This window comes from Pseudomonas sp. BF-B-15 (assembly GCF_019946675.1).
In the GTDB taxonomy this organism is placed as follows: domain Bacteria; phylum Pseudomonadota; class Gammaproteobacteria; order Pseudomonadales; family Pseudomonadaceae; genus Aquipseudomonas; species Aquipseudomonas migulae.
The window spans coordinates 36,006-57,558 of record NZ_JAGYFZ010000033.1; the positions used below are offsets into that span (position 1 = coordinate 36,006).

The window sequence follows — 21,553 nt, forward strand, 5'->3', positions numbered from 1 at the left end:
ACGCCATTCCCGTGCCACCTAGGTATCAACACTAGCTTTCCAGAAATATCACTGGCACGAAAAAGCCGCCCGTAGTTAGCAAAAAAGTGGGTTAGGTCTTGTTCCAGTGCCGCTTGACGGTGGCGATACCGATCTTCAGTTCACCGGCTACTTGGGCTTGAGTCATATCCCTTGCCTTGAGTCGCCGCACTGCCGCAGTAGTATCAGTTGCCTCTGGACGGCCCAACTTCTTGCCTTCGCTCTTGGCACGCTGCAACCCTGCCTGTGTGCGTTCGATCAGAAGGTCACGTTCGAACTCTGCCACGGCACTCAGCACTTGCATTGTCATCCGACCCGCTGCACTGGTGAGGTCCACACCACCAAGGGCGAGACAGTGGACACGGATACCTGAAGTTGCCAGATGCTCGACTGTCTGACGGACATCCATAGCGTTACGACCTAGGCGGTCGAGCTTGGTCACGATTAACACGTCGCCAGACTCCATCCTATCAAGCAGTTTCTGAAAGCCGGGACGTTCCTTTGCAGCGATGCTGCCTGAGATTGTTTCCTCGACTACCCGACTGGCCTGTACATCGAAGCCAGCGGCTTTCACTTCTTGCACCTGGTTCTCGGTGAACTGGGTGGCGGTGCTAACGCGGCAATAAAGGAAATTGCGGGACATGGCGGGTGACTCCACTGGTATCGCTTAAGGTGGTATCAGTGTGTAATGGTATCACAAAATTACAAAGCCTATTTTTATGACACCCAATACCGACTGTCGGGAAGGTATCGTTTAACGGTCGTTTGTTGGTGCTTGTCCCGTCAGTTAACTATCTGGTGAAGAGGTCATGCAGCTCAGGTTAGACGCTTAGAATTCTCATTAACTTGTCACAGATGAACTGGCAAATTTGTGTGTTAGTCAATTTGATCAATCTCTGCCCCAGTAGAGTCAAGGTAATTGATGCTCATTCAGTAGCGAATTGCCAATGTTCGGGGTTGCGTTTATTCGGAATTCGGACCCGAGCCACCCATGGAGTGAAGCCGAGTTTCCGGGCTGCATCAACAGCCTCTTTCTCGGTTCTATAACGCAAGTTGGTCACAAATTGGTCATCGCCATGCAGTAGCACGTAATTAGTTATTGGAGCTGATTCAAGGCGAGCTGAAGGTTGAGGGTCAACGTATACGTGGTTCATAAATTTTCCGTTTGTAATGCCAGAATTGGCCTGTTAGTTTTGTGGTTTCTTGACAAGGCTCGAAATAGTCTGGTTCAAGTCTATCGGGCATATTCGTTGTGTTTCGGCCGTCCAAGTCAACACGGTCAATGGTGGTTGCTCATGTATTTGTCATTCAACGTGCATTCATTTTTTGAATCTTGAAGAAGTCTATCGTGAAAGATTTTTTCTTGATCTGCTCAAATGAAGGAAAGATAACGAAATGCATTGAATAAGATCATTCCGCCGGTAATGGAGTAGATGATCATCGTGGTGCTTATTATCTGCATGGTTTTTGTATTCGTTAATTTTTGTTGGCGTAAGTTAATATCTATTGGTTTTTCAGTTACGCCCCTTCGGGGCATCGCCTACAGCGATATCCTATCGGTAGCGTTAATTTTTCTTTAAAATCTATTAAGTTGTTGAAGAATGTTTGGACGAATTTCTCCTGTTAAGGAGAAAGTCAAGAATGGTTTGAAGACCGTCCCGGAGCGATTCCATACTAGACAGCTATTCCCCACGTGATGGGTTAGCCCGCCGGGGCAATTCGATCGGCGGTTAAAGTCTGTTCTCGGGTAACTGCGGAGCAGACTGGTTCCAGTATGGCGAAAGTCCTGTCTGTTGATGGTTGTATCTGTTTCACAGAGCCATCATCCTGTTGAAGTCCGTTAATTTATATTTCCTAGATTGGCGCAGAGGCTGTTAAATTGTCCGATTTCAACTTCCCGGAAAATCCATTGTGCACAGCATGATCGCGTGACACTCCACACCTAGCGCATTAGGGTCGCCTTTTGGAGTTTGTCACTCGGGTTTTGAGTCGGGAACGGTTCTCGACTTTGACTGATGTTTTTACACGGATGCAAGCGTCAATCAGCAGTTGCGGTGTGTCCTGATTAGGGTAGGTTTCATAATTTTGATTGGTGTGTATATAGAATTTGATTCGTACATATCTATTTATATAGTTAAGCCTCGATTTTTATGGCTTATTATTATGATGATTCACTATTGATTTTTCTGTATTGATATCTTTTTGCTATAAGGTCTTGGTAGGTGTCAAAAGATTAATAACTTATTGGATATAGGCGGCTTGTTTTAATTTTGATGTTTTTTACCGAGAGCCTACGACTGGTCTAGCTTCGAGACAATGGAGAAATTATTAATATTTAAATTAGAAAAATATTCCATCGTTTTCGAGTAGGTCATACTGATTCACTAAAGAGTGCAGACTTCGGTTGCTAAAACGCTTGTATCGTTGATCTCACTCATCGGAGGCATCTGGCTATAAGAGGTAACTTTGAAATCGCAACAAATTTTTGGACCGCGCTCGCACCTTGGCTGTAAATGTCGAAGGTCACAGTACCTGTTTCATGACCTACTAATTCCGCAATTAGTGTTCCGGGTACATCGGCTCTCACAAGTTGGGTAATGGCAGTTTTCCGGATGCTGTGGAACACATGTTGTGGTCCAAAGCCTTGGGCGGTCTTCAACCTACCAAATGCCTTTCCCAGCGCATCTGAGCGGATGTCGTACTTGTTGTGGCCTTTAGTCTGTATTAGATATCCGTCCTTGGAATCGTCTACGAGTCGTTTAACGATGGTTTTTAGTGCAGGGTGGACCGGAACAACTCGAATCCCTGCCTTAGTCTTGCTTTCAACGATGTCGAAGCTCTGCACGTCGTCCACGGTGATGACGTGTTCAATTCGTAGACGGCATAGTTCTTCAATCCTGGCCCCGGTGTACGCACCCATGAGGATTAGGTCTGCCAGGGCCACATTACCATCCTTTAAGGCGGCTACGTGAAGTCTCGACAGTTCTTCCAGTTTGAAGTCTTTACGTTCGGCATCGCTGCGTGCTTTGCTTTTCATTTGAGGCAAGTCATGGTTGTCGAATGGACTTCCTTTGTCCTTGTAATTTTCGCGCCAACGCCTGTCATGTTTCATCGCCCACTTCCAAAAAACACTTCCAGCAAGTCGATACTGGTGAAGTGTTTTGGTGCTTAGGCCCAATGAATCAAGCCATGCGGATACAGAATCGAAGTCCAAAGACCGCTGATGCGTAGTCAAGAATTTAGACAGGCTGTTTAGCCTCATTTCCTGCATGGCGATGTTTTTCGGCTCAGCGCCCCGGCTCTGTCGATACGCCCGAAACTCTGCAAGCACTGTTTTTGTTATCACTGATTTGGCTTTGATGCTCGAAGGGTCAACCACAAGCGCGTTCATCTCTGCTTGTTGGTCTTTTGTCATCGTGTAAAGAGTTCTTTGTAGCTTCGGCAGAGTAGCTTTTAGCGCTTCGGCAAGTTGATCTTGAAATCGTAGTGCTCCCGGTAGTCCATCGCGTTCCTCCATCTCTCGCGACATCAATACAATCGAGGTTAGACGTTTAAAAAACTCAGGGTTATCAATGAACACCTGTTTCATGTCGATACCTTCGGGCACGGGATGGGGCGGTACATCTTCCCCAATCAGTGCACGGCGTTTGTTCGTTCTGTAGGTTTGGATTTTTTCAATGGTGGATGCGAATTGTTCTTGCCATTCTTCGGGAGGCATTTTGCCTACGCGTGCAGCCTGAATTTGATTTTTCCAATCGGACAGAATTGGCAGACGGTAAACCATCGCTTCGGAGCGAAGTCCAGTCCTCAGCGACTGTGACAGTATTTTCTTACCGCCGAATTCGTCCTGTACGTCTTTTGGGATCGCAAGGCGCACGTGATACACCCCGCCTTGTAGTTCTAAATTATTTGCCATGTCATTCTATTGGATGCTGAATTGTACGTAGTATTTGTACGTACAATTTCATTGAAATCCAAGATTTAGGGCGTTTGTTAGGTTTTTTGCTTCAGAGTTGAGGGTCCCTATCTCTCCGCCATTACATAGAAAAAGCCCCGTAGCTGAATAAGCTACGGGGCTTTTTCGTTTCTGTAGATTTTTTAGTGCGTTTTTTTAGGGGGCGCCTAGAAGTAAGTACTAGGCGTCGGTATTCAGCGGTGGCCACCTCGTCAACACCTTGACAGCAGATGTACGTTCGTACGCATCTCTCGGATTTTGCCTACAACTGCGCCGAGAGTCCCGCCGATATTCTTGTGGCCTTACAAAAACAGCTGAATCCCGGATGTGAAAACGCCGCTTGAACAAGCAGGAGTGACCCCGTGAACGTTATGAATTATCAGGGCTACGCCGCCCGGATCGAATACAGCGATGAAGACGGCCTGTTTGTTGGCCATATCGCCGGTATCAAGGATGTCGTTGGGTTTCATGGCGAGTCAGTCAGCGAGCTTCGCGCAGTATTTGAAGAGGCCGTCACAGATTATCTGGAGACGTGCGCCAAGCTCGGCCGCTCCCCGCAAAAACCCTATTCGGGCAACCTCAGCCTGCGTCTCGCACCAGCACTTCACGCAACAGTCGCTGTTAAAGCACAGCTCGCTAACAAGAGCATCAATCAGTGGGTGGCTGATGTTCTTGATCGTGAGGCACATGCCTGACGAGTTCATGCGGTGCTGAGCTCTATTCTGTGCAATTGGGGTGGAGCTTAAAAACAGCCGTGAAGCTGCTCAATCAGAGCAGCTTCGTATTAGCCCGCCAATCTTACGGCTGCGAGTAACCCAGTTTCCTCTTGATCAGCTCGTAGACATCCCTGTGTGTGGAGTTGTGCAAGGTTTTGTCCTTGCAGGCGGATGCCAGTAATGTTTTGACCTCTTCCTTCGCATGAGGGTAAAGGCCTGCGACGTAGTCGGCTTCATGGGCTTGGGTGCAGTTGAAGTGTTTGTCGTCTTTTGCTTTATCTCTAGCCATTGCAGAGGCTCCTTTTGAGTTCGCATGATTGTCGGTGGTCAGGGCCTTTTCGCCCCGCACGTCGCAGAGCTTAGGGGCCAAGCCTGATACCGCCAGGGGCTTGGACAAATCAGGAAGGGGCTGTCAGACGATGCCGGAGTCTGCCTTTGCGTTAAACAAAAAAGCCCTGCAGGCGTAAACCTGCCGGGCTTCTTGGTCCGGCTGGCCATCTCATTCAGCCCCGTAGCTGAAAAAGCTACGGGGCTTTTACGTTTTCGGAGATGTGAATGGCTAAAGGTCTAGCCCCGAACCCGATGCTCCGTGAACTCGTAGTCCTCTTGGCAGTCGGCAGTAGGATCTTTGACGGTGTTCACGTAGTGAACAGTGTTTCCGTCCAGCATTTTGTAGTTATAGATTTCCGGAGTACGAACGCCGTCTGTTTTAAGCTCATTCTTGCCATTGGCTGCAGACCATGACCCGCGCTCGGTTTGAATGGGCCTGGTTTGTTGCGCATCTTTGAAGAACGTAATCGAGAAGCGACCATTGGGTTCGAAATGGGTATTCCACGACAGGAACTGACATTTCCCGCTTTCTTCGCGCATTCCTTGCCATGAGCCGACGAGGGATTGGTCAGTGGCTGGACTCTTCGACGTACAAGCACTTAGCGCTGTGGTCAGAAGGATTAGAGAAAAAGTGATGCCCCGTTGCATGTACAACTCCATTTGATGTGTTTGTGTAGGATCCAGCAGCCAATCGGCGTAAGAAAGATAAACCCCTTCTTGAGAAAAGTGACTCCCCCGAGTCAGTCTATTTAACCTGCGCCCTATCCATTGGTTGCCCCGTGAACCAAGGCTTCTTCCCCGAAATATCCCCTGACATTGCAAAGCTTCTCCGCCCAAAATCCTCATCTACTCTGGTTTCGCAGGTCACTGACCTGCCGTTATCAGTCATCGCAAGGAGCGATCAATGTACTTTGAGATTTACAGGCAAACCCGTGGCACCCCGCACACCGGCAAAGGTCAATGGCGGTGGCGTTTACGGGCGGGGAACAATGAAACGATTGCCAGCGGGGAGGCTTACGTCAACAAGGCGGATTGCGTGCATGCCATCAGCCTGATCAAGGGCACTCAGGATCAGACTCCGGTGAAGGAAATCTAGGCCTCGAGCGGTGAAGCTGCTCAATCAGGGCAGCTTCGTTTCAAGCAGCCTTGCAGCCCGATCAAATGCAAACTGCTTGAGTCGCATAGACGCCCGTTGCGACAGCTACCTAAACTGTCAGCAGATTTGGGGATTGGGGGCAGTGGATGAATCGCAACGAACTACGCAAGGCGGATATCAACCTGATGGTGGTGTTCGAAACCTTGATGCTCGAACGCAACGTTACCCGTGTGGCGGAGAAGTTGTTTCTCGGGCAGCCAACCATCAGTTCGGCGCTCAACCGCCTGCGTACGATGTTCAACGACCCGCTGTTCATTCGGGTTGGCCATCGAATGGAGCCGACTGCCCGGGCCGAGGAGCTGATTCAGTATTTGTCGCCGGCGCTGGACTCGTTGTCGGTGGCGTTAAGCCTGACCCATGATTTCGACCCGACCGTCAGCACCATGACGTTTCGTATCGGGCTGTCGGACGATGTCGAGTTCGGCCTGTTGCCGCCGTTGCTGCGTGCCTTGCGCCAGGAAGCACCGAAGGTGGTGTTTGTAGTGCAGCATGTCGATTACTGGCGAATTCCCGATTTGCTGGCATCCGGCGACATCACGGTGGGTATCAGTCAGACCCGGGGTCTGCCGGCCAATGCCAAGCGCAAATTGTTGCGGCACATCCAGCCCAGGATCCTGCGCGCCGATGCGTCCGACACGCCGCTGACCCTCGATGAGTATTGCTCGCGCCCGCACGTGCTGGTGTCTCACACCGCCAACATCAGTGGTTACGCTGACGAGTGGCTGGCGGAGATCGGGCGTACACGCCACGTAGTGTTATCCGTGCCGCAATACAGTTCCTTGCCAGCCTTGCTCGCCGGAACCGATCTGATCGCCAGCCTGCCGGATTACACCGCCGAGGCGATGGCGGCATCCGGTCAGTTGTTCATGGAACCTTTTCCGTTCAAGACACCGACGCTTGACCTGTCGATGGTCTGGCTCAGCCACGTCGACACCGACCCCGCCGAGCGCTGGTTGCGCTCGCGACTGGAGGCGTTCATGAGTGAGCGCTTAGCGTCGCCGCCGTCCCGGTGAGCAGGACCACTCTGTGTTATATGTACGACCTTTCCGCCTAATTTCAGGAGCCACGTCATGCCCCACCTGCACATGGAATACACCGCCAACCTGCCTGAATTGAACGCCGACGTGGCGTTGATCCGGCTCAACAATACGCTGGTGGCTTCCGGTCAGTTTGCTGCCGAATACGACATCAAAAGCCGAGCCGTGAAGGTCGAAACCTTCAAGGTCGGTACTGCATTGGCTGAGCGGGCATTTGTGCACGTGAAATTGGCGTTGTTGAGTGGCCGCTCGCCGCAGATCAAAAAGCAGTTATCCGAAAGCCTGCTGGCGGTGGTGCACGACTTGTGTGAATGGCCGGCGGGGGTAGAAGTGCAGTTGGCTGTAGAAATCCTCGACATCGATCGGGAGTCCTACAGCAAAGTCGCCATCAACAACTGAGTCTCAGGCAGTGGCCTGTTCAGTGCAGGCCTTGACCACTTGTTCACGCAGCCAGGTATTGGCGCTGTCCTGATCGGCGCCTTGACTCCATTGCATGTCGAGGGTGAAACCCGGCAAGCCGTTGGGCGCTTCGCAGTGATTGAAAATCGCCTCGCTGGCCAGTAAGTGCTGGATGCGTCGGGGCAGGGTAACGATGAAGTCGGTGCCTGTGATCATTTTCAGCGCTGCGCTGTAGCTGTTGGAGCGTGCGACGATTTGCCGTTTTTGCGCTTGCTGCGCCAGCCAGCCGTCGACCATGTTGGTGGTCGATGTCCAGGGTGTAGGAAACACGTGCCGGCGTTCGGTGAAGGCTTGCAGACTTAAACGCGGCTCCAGCGGCGTGGCGCGTTTATCGAAGACGCAGACCAGATCGTCCTCCAGCAGCATGCGGGATTTGAAGTCGGTGTGACTGCGATGAAAATTCGGGCCGAAGCAAATCACCAGGTCGAGACTGCCGTCGCGCAGTTCTTCGGCCGGGATGTCGGTTTCGAACTTGTGCATGTTGACCATCACCGGTAAGTCGGCGAAATCAAAGCTTTTCAATAGCCGCGGCAGGATTAACTGCTCGAAGTATTCCGGTGCGCAGATGTTGAAGGTGACCGGTTGCAGGGTAGGGTCGAACGCCTGCGTCCCGGCGTGACAGAGGTTGATGCTGTCGAGGATTTTCAGCACGTGGGTGTACATGGTGCTGGCTTTGTAAGTAGGGCGCATCCCCGCGCGGGTGTTGATGAACAATTCGTCTTCGAATCCGCTGCGTAGCTTTTTCAGGCAGTAACTGACGGTTGACTGACTGACGCAGAGTGTTTCGGACACTCCGGTGACGCTGCTTTGTTCATACACGGCGATAAACACCATGAGGTCCTGCATGTCGAGTTTTCTAAGCAAGTTACTGTTCAGCATCCATTCCATCTCGCTGTGATCCTTGCGCTGACTGAGCGCAAACTCGTGCGAATGATCCTAGCGGAACGATGGTCCCAGGAGAATGCCTTGTGGGAAGTTTCCCTTTTAGTTGTGAGGCAGTGCCAAATGCACAGTGCGACGACTGGACATCAATAACGCCAGCATGCCGATGCCTACGAGTACCGCACCGACGATTTCCAGCGGCATCGGCGATTGACGCCACCAGAACCAATGAAACAGCGTGATGAACAGCGTGCTTAGGTAAATGTACGAAATGACCGATGAGGGGGCGATGACGCCGATGGCCCGGTGCAGCAACCAGAAGGTCGCCAGGGTGGCAAACAACGCCAGGTAAATCAGCCAGTAAAAATCATTCAGGGTCAGCAACGATGCCGATCGCCAGCCTCCACTGACCCCACAAAACACCAGCAGGAACAACGCACCGAACAGCATGTTCCAGAAAGTCATGCCCACCGGGCCACGACCCTTGAGGCTGCTGGTTTTCAGCCGCTGACTCAGAGGCGAATAGAGCGCCATCGCCAGGCAACCGAGCCCGTACACCGACACCGCATAGAACGACGGCAACTCGCCGGGCCCAGTGCCTTTCAGCACCAGCATCACGGCCCCGGCGGCCGCGATCAACATCGGTAATACCCGTTGTTTCAGGCGGCTGTCCGGCATCAATACGGCTTCGAAAAGCAGGGTCAGCAATGGCACCAGCGTGAACATCGTGCCGGTGTTGACCGCGCTGGTGTAGCGCAATGCTTCGAACAACGAGCCAAAATAAACCGCCAGCAGCAGGCCGAGGACGGCATGGCCGAATAGCCCGCGTCGGGTCATGGCGGTGTCGCCCTTGATCAGCAGCAGCGGCAAAAACACCAGGGCACAAAACAGCAGGCGCAAGCCGGTCAGCAGGACCGGATCAATGGCCTGACTGACCTGCGCCGCTGCGGAAAACGAAGCAGCGATCAACAGTGCCCAGAGCAGCATGCCAGCGTGGGCGGCGGCGAAACCGGTGTGTTTCATGAGGGCGCTTCCGGGTCAGTGAATGTGGCGGGCGTAGTGCCGCGGGTTGAAGCGCAGGACCATCAACATCATCAGCACCATGACGCCGGTGAGCGACCACCAGGCCCATTCGAAACTGCCGAGTTGATCGCGGATGATCCCGGCAATCAGCGGCGAGAGGCCGGCGATCAAGTAGCCGATGCCTTGGACGAAAGCCGTCAGCCCGCCTGCACGTTGCGGGTTGTCCAGATGATCCAGCGACACGATCAGGCTCATCGGGAACAGTCCGCCGATGCCCAGCCCCAGCAGGCACGGCCACAACAGACTCAGGTGTTGCGGGCTCACTATCAGCCCACAGAAACCGGCCATGATCAGCGCCAGCAACACCATCAGCACCAGGCGACGGTCACGGCAGCGGTTGGCGATCGCAGGCGTCACCAGGCCGGACAGTACTTCCATGGCCGTGAGGAAACCTAACAACAAACCGGCGTTTTGTTCGCTCCAGCCTTTTTCCATGTAGTACGGCGCCAGCCAGGCCAGCACACAGGTGTAGGACGCTGTGCCCAGACCAAAGAAGATGGCGAGTAACCAGGCGCGGGAATTGGCGGAGAACGATCTGTTTCGTTGCGCATGAGCGGGCAGTGCCGGCATCGCCGCACGTTGGCCGAGCCAGAAGAGTAGCGCCACCAATGCCAGGATCGACCAGATCGCCAAGCCTCCTCGCCAACTGCCGGTGCGCATCATCACCAGCGGCGCGAAGGACGCGGCGAGGGCGGCGCCACCCATGATCGATGTGACGTAGAGGCCCATGCACACGGAAACGTTGTCGCTGAAACGCGACTTGATCAGCGTCGGCATCAACGCCTGAATCAGCGCGATACCGACACCTGCCAGAACGGCGCTGAGGATCAGTTCGGCCGCGGAGTCGAGGAACAGGCGCGACACCGTCGCCAGGCCGATGATCAGCAACGACACCACCACCGTGCGCTGTTCGCCAAGCCATTGGCTGACGCTGAGGCCGAAGAGCATCGCCAATCCCATGGCCATCACCGGGAGCATGGTCAGCAGCGACGCCAGGCTGAAACTCAGCGGGATGTCGCCGCGAATCGCCGAGAGCAAAGGGCCGACCGCAGCCATGGACGGGCGCAGGTTCAGGGCGACGAGCATGATGCTGATCATCAACCAGAAGGCAGGGCGAGAAGTGGCGCGGACGTTTTCCATCGATTGGACCTTGAATGACAGGGCCCGATTAGGCGCGAGAGGCCTGGAAGCCGCAAATCAGAAAGTCCGTCGCAGTATTTAAAAATCAAATACCTCTGCCGCAACGCAGAACCCTGTAGAAGCGAGACCGGCTTGCCGGCGAAAGCAATTTTTCATTCAATATTTATGTTGCCTGACTCTCCGTCATCGCGAGCAGGCTCGCTCCTACAATGGTTTGTGTGGCGGCAGCCACATTGGGTTTAGGGTGGCTGTTTGATTGTTTAGCCAATCCACAACCAAAGTTCTTCAAATCCCGATTTAACGACTTAACCAGCCATGTGACGCTGCTGCTCATCTGTCTACTGCGGTCTTCTTTATGGACGATTGTCCAGTCGCACTTCCTTCCGAACTCGCCTTCTGGGCGTTGTGGCATTGCCGTCACGCGCGCCCACCGGATTCCTGCCTTTCCCGTTGATAGTTCCTACAGGTCCTGCGCTGTGCGCCGGGATCAAACCGGCAGCGCCTGCGCGTTTGCCTGACGCGGAAACAAGAGAATTCCTATGAGTTGTGCCACGACCTCCTTCGCCACGAAACAAGAAGCCCTGACTTTTCTGGAACAGAATCCGGATATCGAGATGTTCGAGTTGTTCATCCTCGACAACAACGGTGTGCCACGGGGCAAGTTGTTGCATCGCGATGAACTGCTGGCGGTCTACGAAAGCGGTCGCCCCCTGCCAAGCACTATCCTGGGCCTGACCATCAACGGCGATGACGTGGAAAACTCGGGTCTGGTCTGGGACGTGGGGGATATCGATTGCCGGGCCTACCCGATCAGCGGCAGCCTGACGCGCATGCCATGGCGATTGATTCCGACGGCGGCGGTGCAGGTCAGCATGCACCCGAAGGAGGGCATGCCGGCGACCATCGCCGACCCGCGGCACCTGTTGGCGAAGGTGATCGAAGGCTTGCAGGCGGACGGCTATTACCCGGTGATGGCCGCGGAGCTGGAGTTCTATCTGCTGGATCAGCAGCGCGACAGCAACGGCCGGCCGCAACCGGCGCGGGATGTCGATGGCGGGCGCCCGCGCGCAACTCAAGTCTACGGCTTGCGTGAACTGGAGCAGATCGAGCCGTTTCTGGCGGATCTCTACAGCGCCTGCAAACTCCAGGGCATTCCGGCGCGCACGGCGATTTCCGAATACGCGCCGGGGCAGGTGGAAATCACCCTTGAGCATCGCACCGACGCCTTGCAGGCGATGGACGAAGCCGTGCGCTACAAGCGCCTGGTCAAGGGCGTGGCGCACAAGCACGGGATGACCGCGTGCTTCATGGCCAAACCGTTCGATGACCTGGCCGGCACGGGCATGCATATGCACGTCAGCCTCGCGGACAAGGACGGCAACAACCTGTTCGCCAGCGAAGCCGCAGACGGTACGCCGCTGCTTAAACAGGCGGTTGGCGGGATGCTCAGCACTTTGCTCGATTCGTTGTTGCTGTTCTGCCCGAACGCTAACTCCTACCGTCGCTTCCAGACCAACAGCTACGCGCCGCTGGCGGCCACCTGGGGCGTGGACAATCGCACCGTGAGTCTACGCGTGCCAGGCGGGCCGGCATTCTCGCGGCACATCGAACATCGCATTTGCGGCGCCGACGCCAACCCGTACCTGGCGGCTGCGGCGATTCTGGCGGGTATCCATCGCGGCATTCGCGAACAACTGGACCCGGGGGCGCCCGTGGAGGGCAATGGTTACGCCCAGGCCACGGAACTGCTGCCCACCGACTGGCTGACCACCTTGCGCGCACTGGAAGGTTCGGGCTGGGCGCGAGAGGCCTTCGGCAGAGAATTTCTGGGTGTTTACCTCGCGGTGAAGCGTGCCGAGTATCGTCAATTCATGGGCGAGGTCGGTGAGCAGGATTGGCGTTGGTACCTGAACCAGGCCTGAACCATTCTCAAATACAACTGAAGATTTAGTTAAACGCCTTAAGCCAACTAATCGTTGGCTTCTTTTTCACAAAAAATTGATGGTTGGCTACTTAAAATTAGTGCTGTCGCGGTCAATGAAATTTTCACATTGACCGACGGCACTTCTTTTCAGGAACAGCCGATTATCATGTGGAAACTCAAAGCCGTTCGCCCCGAGTGGGTGACGTTGATTGCCAGTGCCTTTTTATTGACAGGCTTTAATTTGGTGCTCTGGCAACATTTGTTTGAAATCACCGCGTTCGACGGTCAAGGCATCGTCATGCGTGTGGCTTTTGGCTTGATGATTCTGGCTGCTTTCAACATCGTATTGACCCTGCTGGCGTTCCGCCCGCTGTTAAAACCAGTCTTGACCCTACTCTTCATGATCAGCGCCGGGGTGGCGTATTTCATGGGGCAATACGGTGCACTTATCGACACCGGCATGTTGCGTAACTTTGCGCAAACCAATGCCACGGAAGTGCGTGACTTACTCTCGATAAAGTTACTTGTTTATATTGTTCTGCTCGGGGTTTTACCTTCGTGGTTGTTATGGAAGACGCCAATTAGTTACCGCCGCTGGCACCGTGAGTTGCTCAGTAAAGTACTGGTAAGTGTTGCGTCGGTGGCGGTGATCGGTGGCGTCGCACTGGTCAACTATCAGGGCCTGTCCTCACTGTTTCGCAATCACCATGAATTGCGTTTGATGGTGGTCCCGAGCAACTACATCGGCGCCTCGTTCAGCTACCTGCGTGAGCAAGTCGCTTCGGCCCATCAGCCTTTCGTTAAAATCGGTGAGGACGCCGAGAGAAATCCGACCTGGCAAGCGCACAGCCGCAAATCCCTGACCGTGCTGGTGGTCGGTGAAAGTGCCCGGGCCGAGAACTTCGGTGTGCTGGGTTATAACCGTGACACCACGCCAAAACTGGATAAAGAAGCCGGCCTGATTGCGTTCACCGATGTGCATTCCTGCGGTACTGAAACGGCCGTGTCGGTGCCCTGCATGTTTTCCAACATGGGCCGCAAGGACTACAACGCGAGCAAGGCCAAGAATGAAGAAGGCCTGCTGGATGTGCTCAAGCGTGCAGGCCTGGAGGTGATATGGCGCGATAACCAGTCAGGCTGCAAAGGCACGTGCGACCGCGTCACCCTCGACGATGTCAGTAACCTGAAAGACCCGGTGCTCTGCGCCAATAGTGAATGCCGCGATGAAATTCTCCTGCAAGGTTTGCAGCACTTCATCGACACCCTGGATAAAGACACGGTATTGGTGTTGCACCAGATGGGCAGTCATGGCCCGGAGTATTTCAAGCGCTACCCGAAAGAGTACGAACGCTTTACGCCTGTGTGTGAAAGTAATGCCCTGAATAATTGCAGTCGCGAAAGTATCGTCAATGGTTACGACAACACCCTCGTTTACACCGACCACGTGCTGTCGACCCTGATTGATCTGTTGCGCAGCAACCAGGACAAAGTCGATACCGCGATGCTCTACCTGTCGGACCACGGCGAATCCCTGGGCGAATACAACCTGTTCCTCCACGGTACGCCTTACATGCTGGCGCCGGAGCAACAGAAGCATGTTGCGATGCTGGCCTGGTTCTCTGACAGCTATCAAAAGTCGTTCTCGGTGGACACACACTGCCTGCAATTGAGCCGTGAGAAGCCGCTGAGCCAGGACAACCTGTTCCATTCGATGCTCGGTCTGCTGGAGGTCAACAGTAAGGTCTACAACCAGGATCTGGACCTGTTTGCCGGCTGCCGTGGTGCGGTGATCGACGGCGTTTTGGCCAAAGAGTGAGGGTGACAACCTTTTTTTCACGTATCGGCCGCTAACCTGCGGCCGGTAGATTTTCCTACAAGAGCAATCACACATGTCCCCTCAACCCCCATCCGCCTTCGAGCTTGAGTTCGCCCGGCGTTATGACCAGGAACACGCCCGCGTCTGCATGCAGCCGCGTCCGCGTGGCCTGGCCGGGCGCCTGGCGTTCTGGCGGGACGAGCAGTTGGTGCGCAACGCGCTCAAAGTGGCCGGCGAGCCGGGGTTGATTCTTGACGTCGCTTGCGGGGCCGGACGTTTCTGGCCGGTGCTGGCCGAACACGCGAACCGGGTGATCCTGGCGTCCGATCCGTCGCAGGACATGCTCGATCACGCCCCGATCCATCATCCGCAAGAGCTGCTGAAACGGGTCAAGACCTTTCAGAGTTCGGCGTTCGCCATCGGCTTGTCGGCGAATGCGGTGGACTGCATTTTTTGCATGCAACTGTTTCAGCACATCGCCAGCGCCGAGCATCGGTCGGCCATGCTCGGTGAGTTCCACCGGGTCAGCCGCGACACCGTGATTGTCGCGGTGCGGGTCGAAGCTCATTTCAAAGGCCGACAACCCGATGCACAAGGCACTCATGCCCGGCATCTGGCCAGTAAGGCCGAGGTGGAAGCCGAGTTCAAACAGGCCGGGTTCCGTTTACTCAGCCATCAGGATTTCCTGCCCGGTTGCACGCGGATGCGCGTCTACGTGCTGCGTAAGGCCAGATAACCTCCCTCCGTCAGACTATTCTTGCTAACAAGCAGGTGTTTTCGCTAAAGCTCTTGTTCAGTGGAGGCGCGGAAATCGCCGGGGGCGATATATACTGCGCGCCATTCTTCAAGGGAGAGCCGTGTGGCCATCGATATTCACTGGATTCGCGACAACGATAGCCTCGGCCGGTTTTGCGCCGAGTGGCAGCAGCTGCCCTACGTTGCCCTCGACACCGAATTCATGCGGGTCGACACCTTTTATCCGATCGCGGGTTTGCTGCAGATCGGCGATGGCGTACGCGCTTACCTGATTGACCCGTTGACCATCGACAACTGGCAACCCCTGGCCGCGTTGCTGGAAAACCCGGCCGTGGTCAAAGTCGTCCACGCGTGCAGCGAAGACCTCGAAGTGTTGCTGCGCCTGACCGGCAGCCTGCCGGCGCCGCTGTTCGACACGCAATTGGCCGCCGCCTACCTGAACCTCGGTTTCTCCATGGGGTATTCGCGGTTGGTGCAGGAAGTGCTCGGCATCGACCTGCCCAAGGGCGAGACCCGTTCCGATTGGCTGCAACGCCCGCTGTCCGACACCCAGATCAGCTACGCCGCCGAAGACGCCTTGCACCTGGCAGAAGTTTTCGTACAGCTTCGTCCGAAGCTATCTGACGACAAATACGCCTGGGTCCTGGAAGACGGCGCCGAGCTGGTGGCCAACCTGCGTCGTGAAGTCGACCCGTACGAGGTTTACCGCGAAGCGAAACTGGCCTGGAAGTTGTCTCGCGCTCAGCTCGCCGTTTTGCGTGAACTCTGCGCCTGGCGTGAACGCGAGGCCCGCGCCCGTGATCTGCCGCGCAATCGCATCATCCGTGAACATTCCCTGTGGCCGCTGGCGCGCACGCAACCGGACAACCTCGGGGCGTTGGCGAAAATCGAAGACATGCACCCGCGTACCGTGCGTCAGGACGGCGAATTTCTGCTTGATCTGATCAAGCGCTCTGGCAGTGTGTCGCCAGATCAATGGCCGCCAGCCGTGCCGGAACCGTTGCCGGTGGATGCTGCCGCACTGATCAAACAGTTGCGTGCGCTTGGCCAGGCCGAAGCCGAGCGACTGAACGTCGCGCCGGAACTGATGCTGCGCAAGAAAACCCTGGAAGCGCTGCTCAAGAGCGGCTTCCCCAATGGTCCTTACCAATTGCCTGATTCGCTGCGTGGCTGGCGCCGCGAATTGATGGGCCAGGCGCTGCTCGACAGCCTGGCCACCGCCGGAGAACAGCCTTGAAACGTATTTGCTCCATCTACCGCAGCTCGAAAAGAAACGAAATGTACCTCTATGTGCTCAAGAGCGATGCACTGGAGCGCGTGCCCGAAACACTGATGGCGGCCTTCGGCAAAGCCATCCACGCCTTCGATCTGGTGCTGACCCCCGAGCGCAAGCTGTCGCGCGAGGACATCGCCGTGGTCCTGGAAAACCTCGACAAGCAGGGCTATCACCTGCAAATGCCACCGGCCGAAGACGAATACATCGAACACTTGCCGGAAGAGTTGTTGCGACGCAACGACCCGATGTAGTCGGCAGACAGGCTCTGTTCAGAGCCTTTATGAAAAACTGGAATGATTTTGGCGATGGCCGCAACGAGGGAGCGATACTCCCTCGGCGGCCGTCTGCACTGCTTTTGAAAGGTTTGAACCATGCGCGTTCTGATTGCTGAACACGACCACCCTGTGTATGCCCAACTGTTGCGTCAGGCAGCACCTGATCTGGAAGTGCTGACCAGCGGTGACTCCGCCGAACTGGCCAGTCAGGCTGCCGATTGCCCGATCTGGCTGGGTCAGCCGGACCTCCTGGCCACTCTGTTGCGTCAGGGCCACCAGCCACAATGGTTGCAGTCGACGTGGGCCGGGATCACGCCGCTGCTGGCCGACGGTTTGCCGCGCCACTATCGCCTGACTCGCGCTGTCGGGATTTTCGGTCAGGTCATGGCTGAATACGTGCTGACCTACATGCTCGGCCACGAACGCGAAGTGCTGCCGCGGCTGGTCAGTCAGGTCGAGCGCAAATGGGACAGTCGTCAGGGCCAAAGCCTGGCGGGGCGCAAGGTCTTGATCGTCGGCACCGGCGACATCGGCCAGACCGTCGCGCAGTTCCTGCTGCCGTTTGGCGTCGAGTTGTATGGCATCGCCAGCGAAGCCCGCGAGCAGGCTCCGTTTGTCGAAGTGGGAGCGCTGGCGGACTTGCCGCGCCTGGTCGGTGAAGTGGATTACGTGATCAATCTGCTGCCCAACACTCCGAGCACCCACGACCTGTACAACGCGGCGCTGTTCAAGCAATTCAAGCCGACCGGGTTGTTCATCAACGTCGGGCGCGGCGTGGCGGTGGTCGATGCGGATCTGGTGGAAGCCTTGAAGGAAGGGCATCTGGCGGGCGCGGTGATCGACGTCTGCCGTCAGGAGCCGCTGCCGCAACGTCATCCGTTCTGGACGGCCTGGGGCCTGCTGTTGACCGGCCACAGCTCCGCACCAACGTCGCCGACGATGATGGTGAAGTTGTTTGTCGAGAATTTGCGGGCGTATCAGGCGGGCGAAGCGTTGCGCGGCGAAGTGGATTTCAATCGCGGGTATTGAACCCACTGCATCATTGAATACTGTGCAAACCTTCTGTAGGAGCGAGCCTGCTCGCGATGGAGTGTCAGACACGTTGATGTCGACTGACACTCCATCGCCGGCAAGCCGGTCTCGCTCCTACAGTTTTGGTTCTATGTTGTGGCTTAGAGGGTGAAGTCGCCTTCAGCCGCCAACTCGCTCAACGGACGACGCGGGCTTGGCTCTTCGCGGGCTTGCAGGTAATCCGCCAGCGTCGCCTTGTCCCCCAGCTTGCCCACCGCCACTGCCGCGTGCAGTGCGTAACCTTCAGGAATGTTCAGCTCCTTGCGGGTCAGTTCCTGATCGAAACCGGCCATGCCGTGGGTGTGCCAGCCGCTGATGCTCGCTTGCAGCGCCAGATGGCCCCAAGCAGAACCGGTGTCGAAGGTGTGCCACAGCGCCGGGGTTTCTTCGGTGGCGCCGGGTGCTGTGAAGGTGGTTTTCGAGATCACGATCACCAGCGCCGAGGCGTGTTGCGCCCAGCTGCGGTTGAACTCGTTCAGCAGGCCCAGGTAACGCTCCCAGTTCGGCGTATCGCGGCGCGCGTAGAGAAACCGCCAAGGCTGCGAGTTGTAGGCCGATGGCGCCCAGCGTGCGGCTTCGAAGAAGCTCAGCAGGGTTTCCTCGGAGATGGCCTCGCCGGTGAAGGCGCGAGGCGACCAGCGATCGGTGAATTGAGGGTGGATGGCATAATCGGCAACGCGTGGATTGGCACTCATCAATAGATTCCTTGCTACGTTTGAAAGTGAGGGGCGACGCGAAACCCTACTGGGCAGCGCAAAAACTGACAAGCGCGTTCTACCGGCAGTCGCCAATGCTTGGCCCGCAACGGCCTTGGCACTAGACTGGCGGCCTTTTCACCACCTGATGTTGATGCTTGAGCCATGGCCGCCAAAGTCGAACCGTTCTGGATACGCAAAACCCTCGATCAACTCGATCAAGAGGAATGGGAATCGCTGTGCGACGGTTGTGGCCTGTGCTGCCTGCAAAAGCTTGAGGATGAAGACGACAACAGCGTTTATTACACGCGCATCGCCTGCAAACTGCTGGACCTGAAAACCTGCCAGTGCAGCGATTACCCCAACCGTCGTGAATTCGTGCCGGACTGCATTCAGCTCACACCGGGCAAGGCCGATGAGTTCAAATGGCTGCCGCCGACCTGCGGTTATCGCCTGGTCAGCGAGGGCAAGGATTTGCCACTCTGGCACCATCTGGTGTGCGGTGATCGCGATGCCGTGCATCACGAACGTATTTCCCAGTCCGGGCGCATGCTCGCCGAAGGCAGCGTGCCCGAGGACGATTGGGAAGACCATCTGATTTTCCGCGCAGGTTAGTTTTACAAGGGAGTGTGTATGGCTGTGGGATTGCGGCTGGCGTTGGCCGTTGGGCTGCTGGCCCTGAGTTCGTCGGTGTGGGCGGCGAAAAAAGTCGATCTGGATTACCACGTGCGCCTGTTGCCGCAAAGCGATCAGGCTGAAGTGCGCCTGACGCTGGCCCAGGGTTCGGCGGTGCGCAGTCTGGATTTCGACCTCGGCGACGGCAGCCATTACAGCGACTTCAAGGCTGACGGCCAATGGCAACTCACGCCGGGCAAAGAGGCCCGGGGTGTCTGGCGCCCGGCGGCCGACAAGGCCAGCCTGACCTACCGCGTGCGCATCAGCCACGGTCGCAAGAGCGGCAGCTTCGACACGCGCATGACCCCGACCTGGGCGCTGATGCGCGGCGACGACCTGGTACCGGCCGCCAGACTCGATCAGCAGGACGGCATCGAATTGGTGTCACGCCTTGAATTCGAATTGCCCACCGGATGGAAAAGCGTCGAAACCGCCTGGCCGCGGATCGGCAAGAACAAATTCCGCATCGACAACGTCTCGCGCCTGTTCGACCGGCCAACCGGCTGGATGCTCGCCGGTCACCTCGGCAGCCGTCGCACCCGGCTTGGGGAAACCGAAGTCACCGTCGCCTCGCCTCAGGGCCAGGGCATGCGCCGCATGGACGTGCTGACGCTGCTGACGTTCGTCTGGCCGCAAGTGCAGGCTGTGTTTCCGCGTCATCCCGCCAAATTGCTGATCGTCGGCGCCAACGACCCGATGTGGCGCGGCAGTCTGGCGGCGCGAGAGTCGATATATCTGAATTCGCGTCTGCCACTGGTCAGCGAAAGTGGCAGCAGCGCACTGGTGCGTGAGCTGGCCCAGGTGTTCGGGCGGATCAACGACAAGCAGCGCAGCGACTGGATCAGCGAAGGCTTTGCCGAGTATTACGCCATCGAACTGGTGCGCCGCGCCGGTGGCATGAGTGATGAGCGGTATGAGAGTTTGCACAAGAAGTTGGCCAAGGATAGCCAGAAGGTCACGACGTTGCGGGGCGAGCAGATCAGCCCGGCACAGATTGGCAAAGCGGTTCTATTGCTGAGTGAACTGGATCAGGAGATCCGTATCAAGACCCGCAACAAGCGCTCGCTCGATGATGTGTTGCGCGGGGCGATGCACCTGGAGAGTGTGGATACCAAGGAATTCGTTCAACTGGCCGAGAGCGTGATTGGCGAGTCCTCGAAAGTCCTCGATAACGATTTGATTCAGTGACATCGCTATCGCTAGCAGGCTAGCTCCCACACTGGGGCTTCGTCGTACACGGGACCAATGTGGGAGCTAGCCTGCTAGCGAAGAGGCCACATGCCTCAACGGATATTTCGGATCAAACCCCGGCTTTCGGCGACTTCAACGAATCATTCCCGGTCACGCTGGCAGTTTTGGTCGCCGCCTCGGCATTCGCCTTCAACCGAGCCAGGTCTTCCCCGGCACGCTCGATTTTCGCCCGCACGTTGTTCATGTCCTGACGGCTCTTCTCCAACAGGCTCTTGGCCGAGCTGTGGCCAGTGATGCCACGGGCCAGCGCCACGCCACCGATCGCCACCTGGATCAATCCGAAAATACCGCCGCGACGCAGGCCTTTGCCCACCATCACCAGGCCGCCGGCGACGGAGCCGGCGCGTTCCCAGCCGTGGACGTTATGGTCGGAAGGACTCTGGAACGGGGTGGACTCGATGCGCTCCACGCGTTTGAGTTCGCTCATGATCTGTCTCCTGCTGGAAGGACTGCTTCAAGAATAGATAATTAAGCTGACTGCCGAGGCGGGCGGCTTGTTCCATCGGATGTGCGTCGGTTCAGCGGAATTTCGGCCCGGAGCGGGTGTTGAGGCCCTTGGCCATGCGGTCGTACAGCACGACATTGACGGTTGCCGCAAGGTTCATGCAACCGGTGGTCGGGATGTAGACCACGTCTTCGCACCAGTCGCGAATCTCTTTATCCAGCGAGCCGTCTTCCGGGCCAAAGATGTACAGCGCGCGATCCGGGTGGGTGTATTCCGGCAGCGAACGGGCGCCGTCGACCAGTTCCACGGCCACCGGCACGCAGCCCAGCGGCAGGATTTTTTTCAGGTCGTCGATGCCGATCAGCGGAATGTCGTAGTGAACGCGCTTGGTGTCGGTGACGAAGTCGGCGGCGCGGTCATAGCGCTTGCCGGTGTAGAACACGGACGCCACGTTGTAGCAGCCGGCGGCGCGCATGACCGAGCCGACGTTTTCCGGTGATTTTGGGTTGAACAAACCAATGCAGCTGTACCGTTTGTCTGCCACGAGCGGGGTGCCTTCGGGGAAAAAACGGCGATTATACGGGGATTGGGGG

22 protein-coding genes are annotated in these 21,553 nt (G+C 56.3%); 12 read left to right on the forward strand and 10 right to left on the reverse strand.

What is annotated here, in order from left to right:
• Nucleotides 1–91: 91 nt before the first annotated feature.
• On the reverse strand, nucleotides 92–661 hold the full coding sequence (locus KGA97_RS13200) for a recombinase family protein (protein WP_223480901.1): 570 nt from the start codon (nucleotides 659–661) through the stop codon (nucleotides 92–94).
• Between the two features lie 1,791 nt (nucleotides 662–2,452).
• On the reverse strand, nucleotides 2,453–3,934 hold the full coding sequence (locus KGA97_RS13205; RefSeq protein ID WP_223480902.1) for a tyrosine-type recombinase/integrase: 1,482 nt from the start codon (nucleotides 3,932–3,934) through the stop codon (nucleotides 2,453–2,455).
• 401 nt (nucleotides 3,935–4,335) lie between these two features.
• On the opposite strand from KGA97_RS13205, the gene KGA97_RS13210 reads away from it, so the two are divergent.
• A complete protein-coding gene (locus tag KGA97_RS13210) occupies nucleotides 4,336–4,668 on the forward strand; it encodes a type II toxin-antitoxin system HicB family antitoxin (RefSeq protein WP_223480903.1) in 333 nt (110 codons plus the stop codon).
• Between the two features lie 103 nt (nucleotides 4,669–4,771).
• On the opposite strand, the gene KGA97_RS13215 is transcribed toward KGA97_RS13210, so the two are convergent.
• Nucleotides 4,772–4,978, reverse strand: a complete 207-nt coding sequence (locus tag KGA97_RS13215; protein ID WP_008036137.1) for a hypothetical protein — start codon at nucleotides 4,976–4,978, stop codon at nucleotides 4,772–4,774.
• Nucleotides 4,979–5,256: 278 nt separating this feature from the next.
• Nucleotides 5,257–5,667, reverse strand: coding sequence for a hypothetical protein (locus tag KGA97_RS13220; RefSeq protein ID WP_192228699.1), 411 nt, complete (start codon nucleotides 5,665–5,667; stop codon nucleotides 5,257–5,259).
• A gap of 256 nt (nucleotides 5,668–5,923) precedes the next feature.
• Here KGA97_RS13220 and KGA97_RS13225 point away from each other — a divergent pair, with 256 nt between their 5' ends.
• The 3 genes from KGA97_RS13225 (at nucleotide 5,924) to KGA97_RS13235 (ending at nucleotide 7,611) form a co-directional block, all read left to right on the forward strand.
• Nucleotides 5,924–6,115, forward strand: coding sequence for a YegP family protein (locus KGA97_RS13225; protein ID WP_008034931.1), 192 nt, complete (start codon nucleotides 5,924–5,926; stop codon nucleotides 6,113–6,115).
• Nucleotides 6,116–6,261: 146 nt separating this feature from the next.
• On the forward strand, nucleotides 6,262–7,188 hold the full coding sequence (locus KGA97_RS13230) for a LysR family transcriptional regulator (RefSeq protein ID WP_008034933.1): 927 nt from the start codon (nucleotides 6,262–6,264) through the stop codon (nucleotides 7,186–7,188).
• 57 nt (nucleotides 7,189–7,245) lie between these two features.
• On the forward strand, nucleotides 7,246–7,611 hold the full coding sequence (locus KGA97_RS13235) for a 5-carboxymethyl-2-hydroxymuconate Delta-isomerase (protein WP_192419476.1): 366 nt from the start codon (nucleotides 7,246–7,248) through the stop codon (nucleotides 7,609–7,611).
• Nucleotides 7,612–7,614: 3 nt separating this feature from the next.
• Here the strand turns inward: KGA97_RS13235 and KGA97_RS13240 are convergent, their stop codons facing one another.
• The 3 genes from KGA97_RS13240 to KGA97_RS13250 all read right to left on the reverse strand — a co-directional run bounded on the left by KGA97_RS13240 (nucleotide 7,615) and on the right by KGA97_RS13250 (nucleotide 10,776).
• Nucleotides 7,615–8,550, reverse strand: a complete 936-nt coding sequence (locus tag KGA97_RS13240) for a LysR family transcriptional regulator (RefSeq protein WP_223437295.1) — start codon at nucleotides 8,548–8,550, stop codon at nucleotides 7,615–7,617.
• Nucleotides 8,551–8,655: 105 nt separating this feature from the next.
• On the reverse strand, nucleotides 8,656–9,576 hold the full coding sequence (locus KGA97_RS13245; protein WP_223480904.1) for a DMT family transporter: 921 nt from the start codon (nucleotides 9,574–9,576) through the stop codon (nucleotides 8,656–8,658).
• A 15-nt stretch (nucleotides 9,577–9,591) separates the two neighbouring features.
• Entirely contained in the window at nucleotides 9,592–10,776 is a 1,185-nt protein-coding gene (locus KGA97_RS13250; protein ID WP_223480905.1) for a cyanate transporter, read from the reverse strand.
• 539 nt (nucleotides 10,777–11,315) lie between these two features.
• Between KGA97_RS13250 and KGA97_RS13255 the strand changes: the two genes are divergently transcribed.
• The 6 genes from KGA97_RS13255 (at nucleotide 11,316) to KGA97_RS13280 (ending at nucleotide 17,852) form a co-directional block, all read left to right on the forward strand.
• Complete coding sequence (locus KGA97_RS13255; protein ID WP_207286119.1) at nucleotides 11,316–12,698, forward strand: glutamine synthetase family protein; 1,383 nt, start codon at nucleotides 11,316–11,318, stop codon at nucleotides 12,696–12,698.
• Nucleotides 12,699–12,866: 168 nt separating this feature from the next.
• A complete protein-coding gene (locus tag KGA97_RS13260; RefSeq protein WP_223480906.1) occupies nucleotides 12,867–14,516 on the forward strand; it encodes a phosphoethanolamine transferase in 1,650 nt (549 codons plus the stop codon).
• Nucleotides 14,517–14,589: 73 nt separating this feature from the next.
• Entirely contained in the window at nucleotides 14,590–15,252 is a 663-nt protein-coding gene (locus tag KGA97_RS13265; protein WP_223480907.1) for a class I SAM-dependent methyltransferase, read from the forward strand.
• Between the two features lie 123 nt (nucleotides 15,253–15,375).
• The gene (gene rnd, locus KGA97_RS13270; RefSeq protein ID WP_008034962.1) at nucleotides 15,376–16,509 is read left to right on the forward strand and encodes a ribonuclease D; all 1,134 of its coding nucleotides are present in this window, start codon (nucleotides 15,376–15,378) and stop codon (nucleotides 16,507–16,509) included.
• Complete coding sequence (locus tag KGA97_RS13275) at nucleotides 16,506–16,799, forward strand: YcgL domain-containing protein (RefSeq protein ID WP_192419483.1); 294 nt, start codon at nucleotides 16,506–16,508, stop codon at nucleotides 16,797–16,799. The genes rnd and KGA97_RS13275 overlap by 4 nt, the downstream gene beginning before the upstream one ends.
• A 120-nt stretch (nucleotides 16,800–16,919) precedes the next feature.
• Nucleotides 16,920–17,852 (forward strand): D-2-hydroxyacid dehydrogenase, encoded by a 933-nt coding sequence (locus KGA97_RS13280; protein WP_008034968.1) that lies wholly within the window; start codon nucleotides 16,920–16,922, stop codon nucleotides 17,850–17,852.
• A gap of 143 nt (nucleotides 17,853–17,995) precedes the next feature.
• Here KGA97_RS13280 and KGA97_RS13285 read toward each other — a convergent pair whose 3' ends face one another.
• On the reverse strand, nucleotides 17,996–18,589 hold the full coding sequence (locus KGA97_RS13285) for a nitroreductase family protein (RefSeq protein ID WP_008034969.1): 594 nt from the start codon (nucleotides 18,587–18,589) through the stop codon (nucleotides 17,996–17,998).
• 165 nt (nucleotides 18,590–18,754) lie between these two features.
• Between KGA97_RS13285 and KGA97_RS13290 the strand changes: the two genes are divergently transcribed.
• Together KGA97_RS13290 and KGA97_RS13295 are read left to right on the forward strand one after the other, a co-directional pair.
• The gene (locus KGA97_RS13290; protein WP_008034970.1) at nucleotides 18,755–19,204 is read left to right on the forward strand and encodes a YcgN family cysteine cluster protein; all 450 of its coding nucleotides are present in this window, start codon (nucleotides 18,755–18,757) and stop codon (nucleotides 19,202–19,204) included.
• Between the two features lie 18 nt (nucleotides 19,205–19,222).
• Entirely contained in the window at nucleotides 19,223–20,452 is a 1,230-nt protein-coding gene (locus KGA97_RS13295) for a hypothetical protein (protein WP_223480908.1), read from the forward strand.
• A 112-nt stretch (nucleotides 20,453–20,564) separates the two neighbouring features.
• Here KGA97_RS13295 and KGA97_RS13300 read toward each other — a convergent pair whose 3' ends face one another.
• Nucleotides 20,565–20,942 carry a DUF2892 domain-containing protein gene (locus KGA97_RS13300; protein ID WP_008036152.1) on the reverse strand — a complete coding sequence of 126 codons (378 nt, stop codon included), beginning with the start codon at nucleotides 20,940–20,942 and terminating at the stop codon, nucleotides 20,565–20,567.
• Between the two features lie 91 nt (nucleotides 20,943–21,033).
• The gene (locus tag KGA97_RS13305) at nucleotides 21,034–21,504 is read right to left on the reverse strand and encodes an RNA methyltransferase (protein WP_008034973.1); all 471 of its coding nucleotides are present in this window, start codon (nucleotides 21,502–21,504) and stop codon (nucleotides 21,034–21,036) included.
• Nucleotides 21,505–21,553 lie beyond the last annotated feature (49 nt).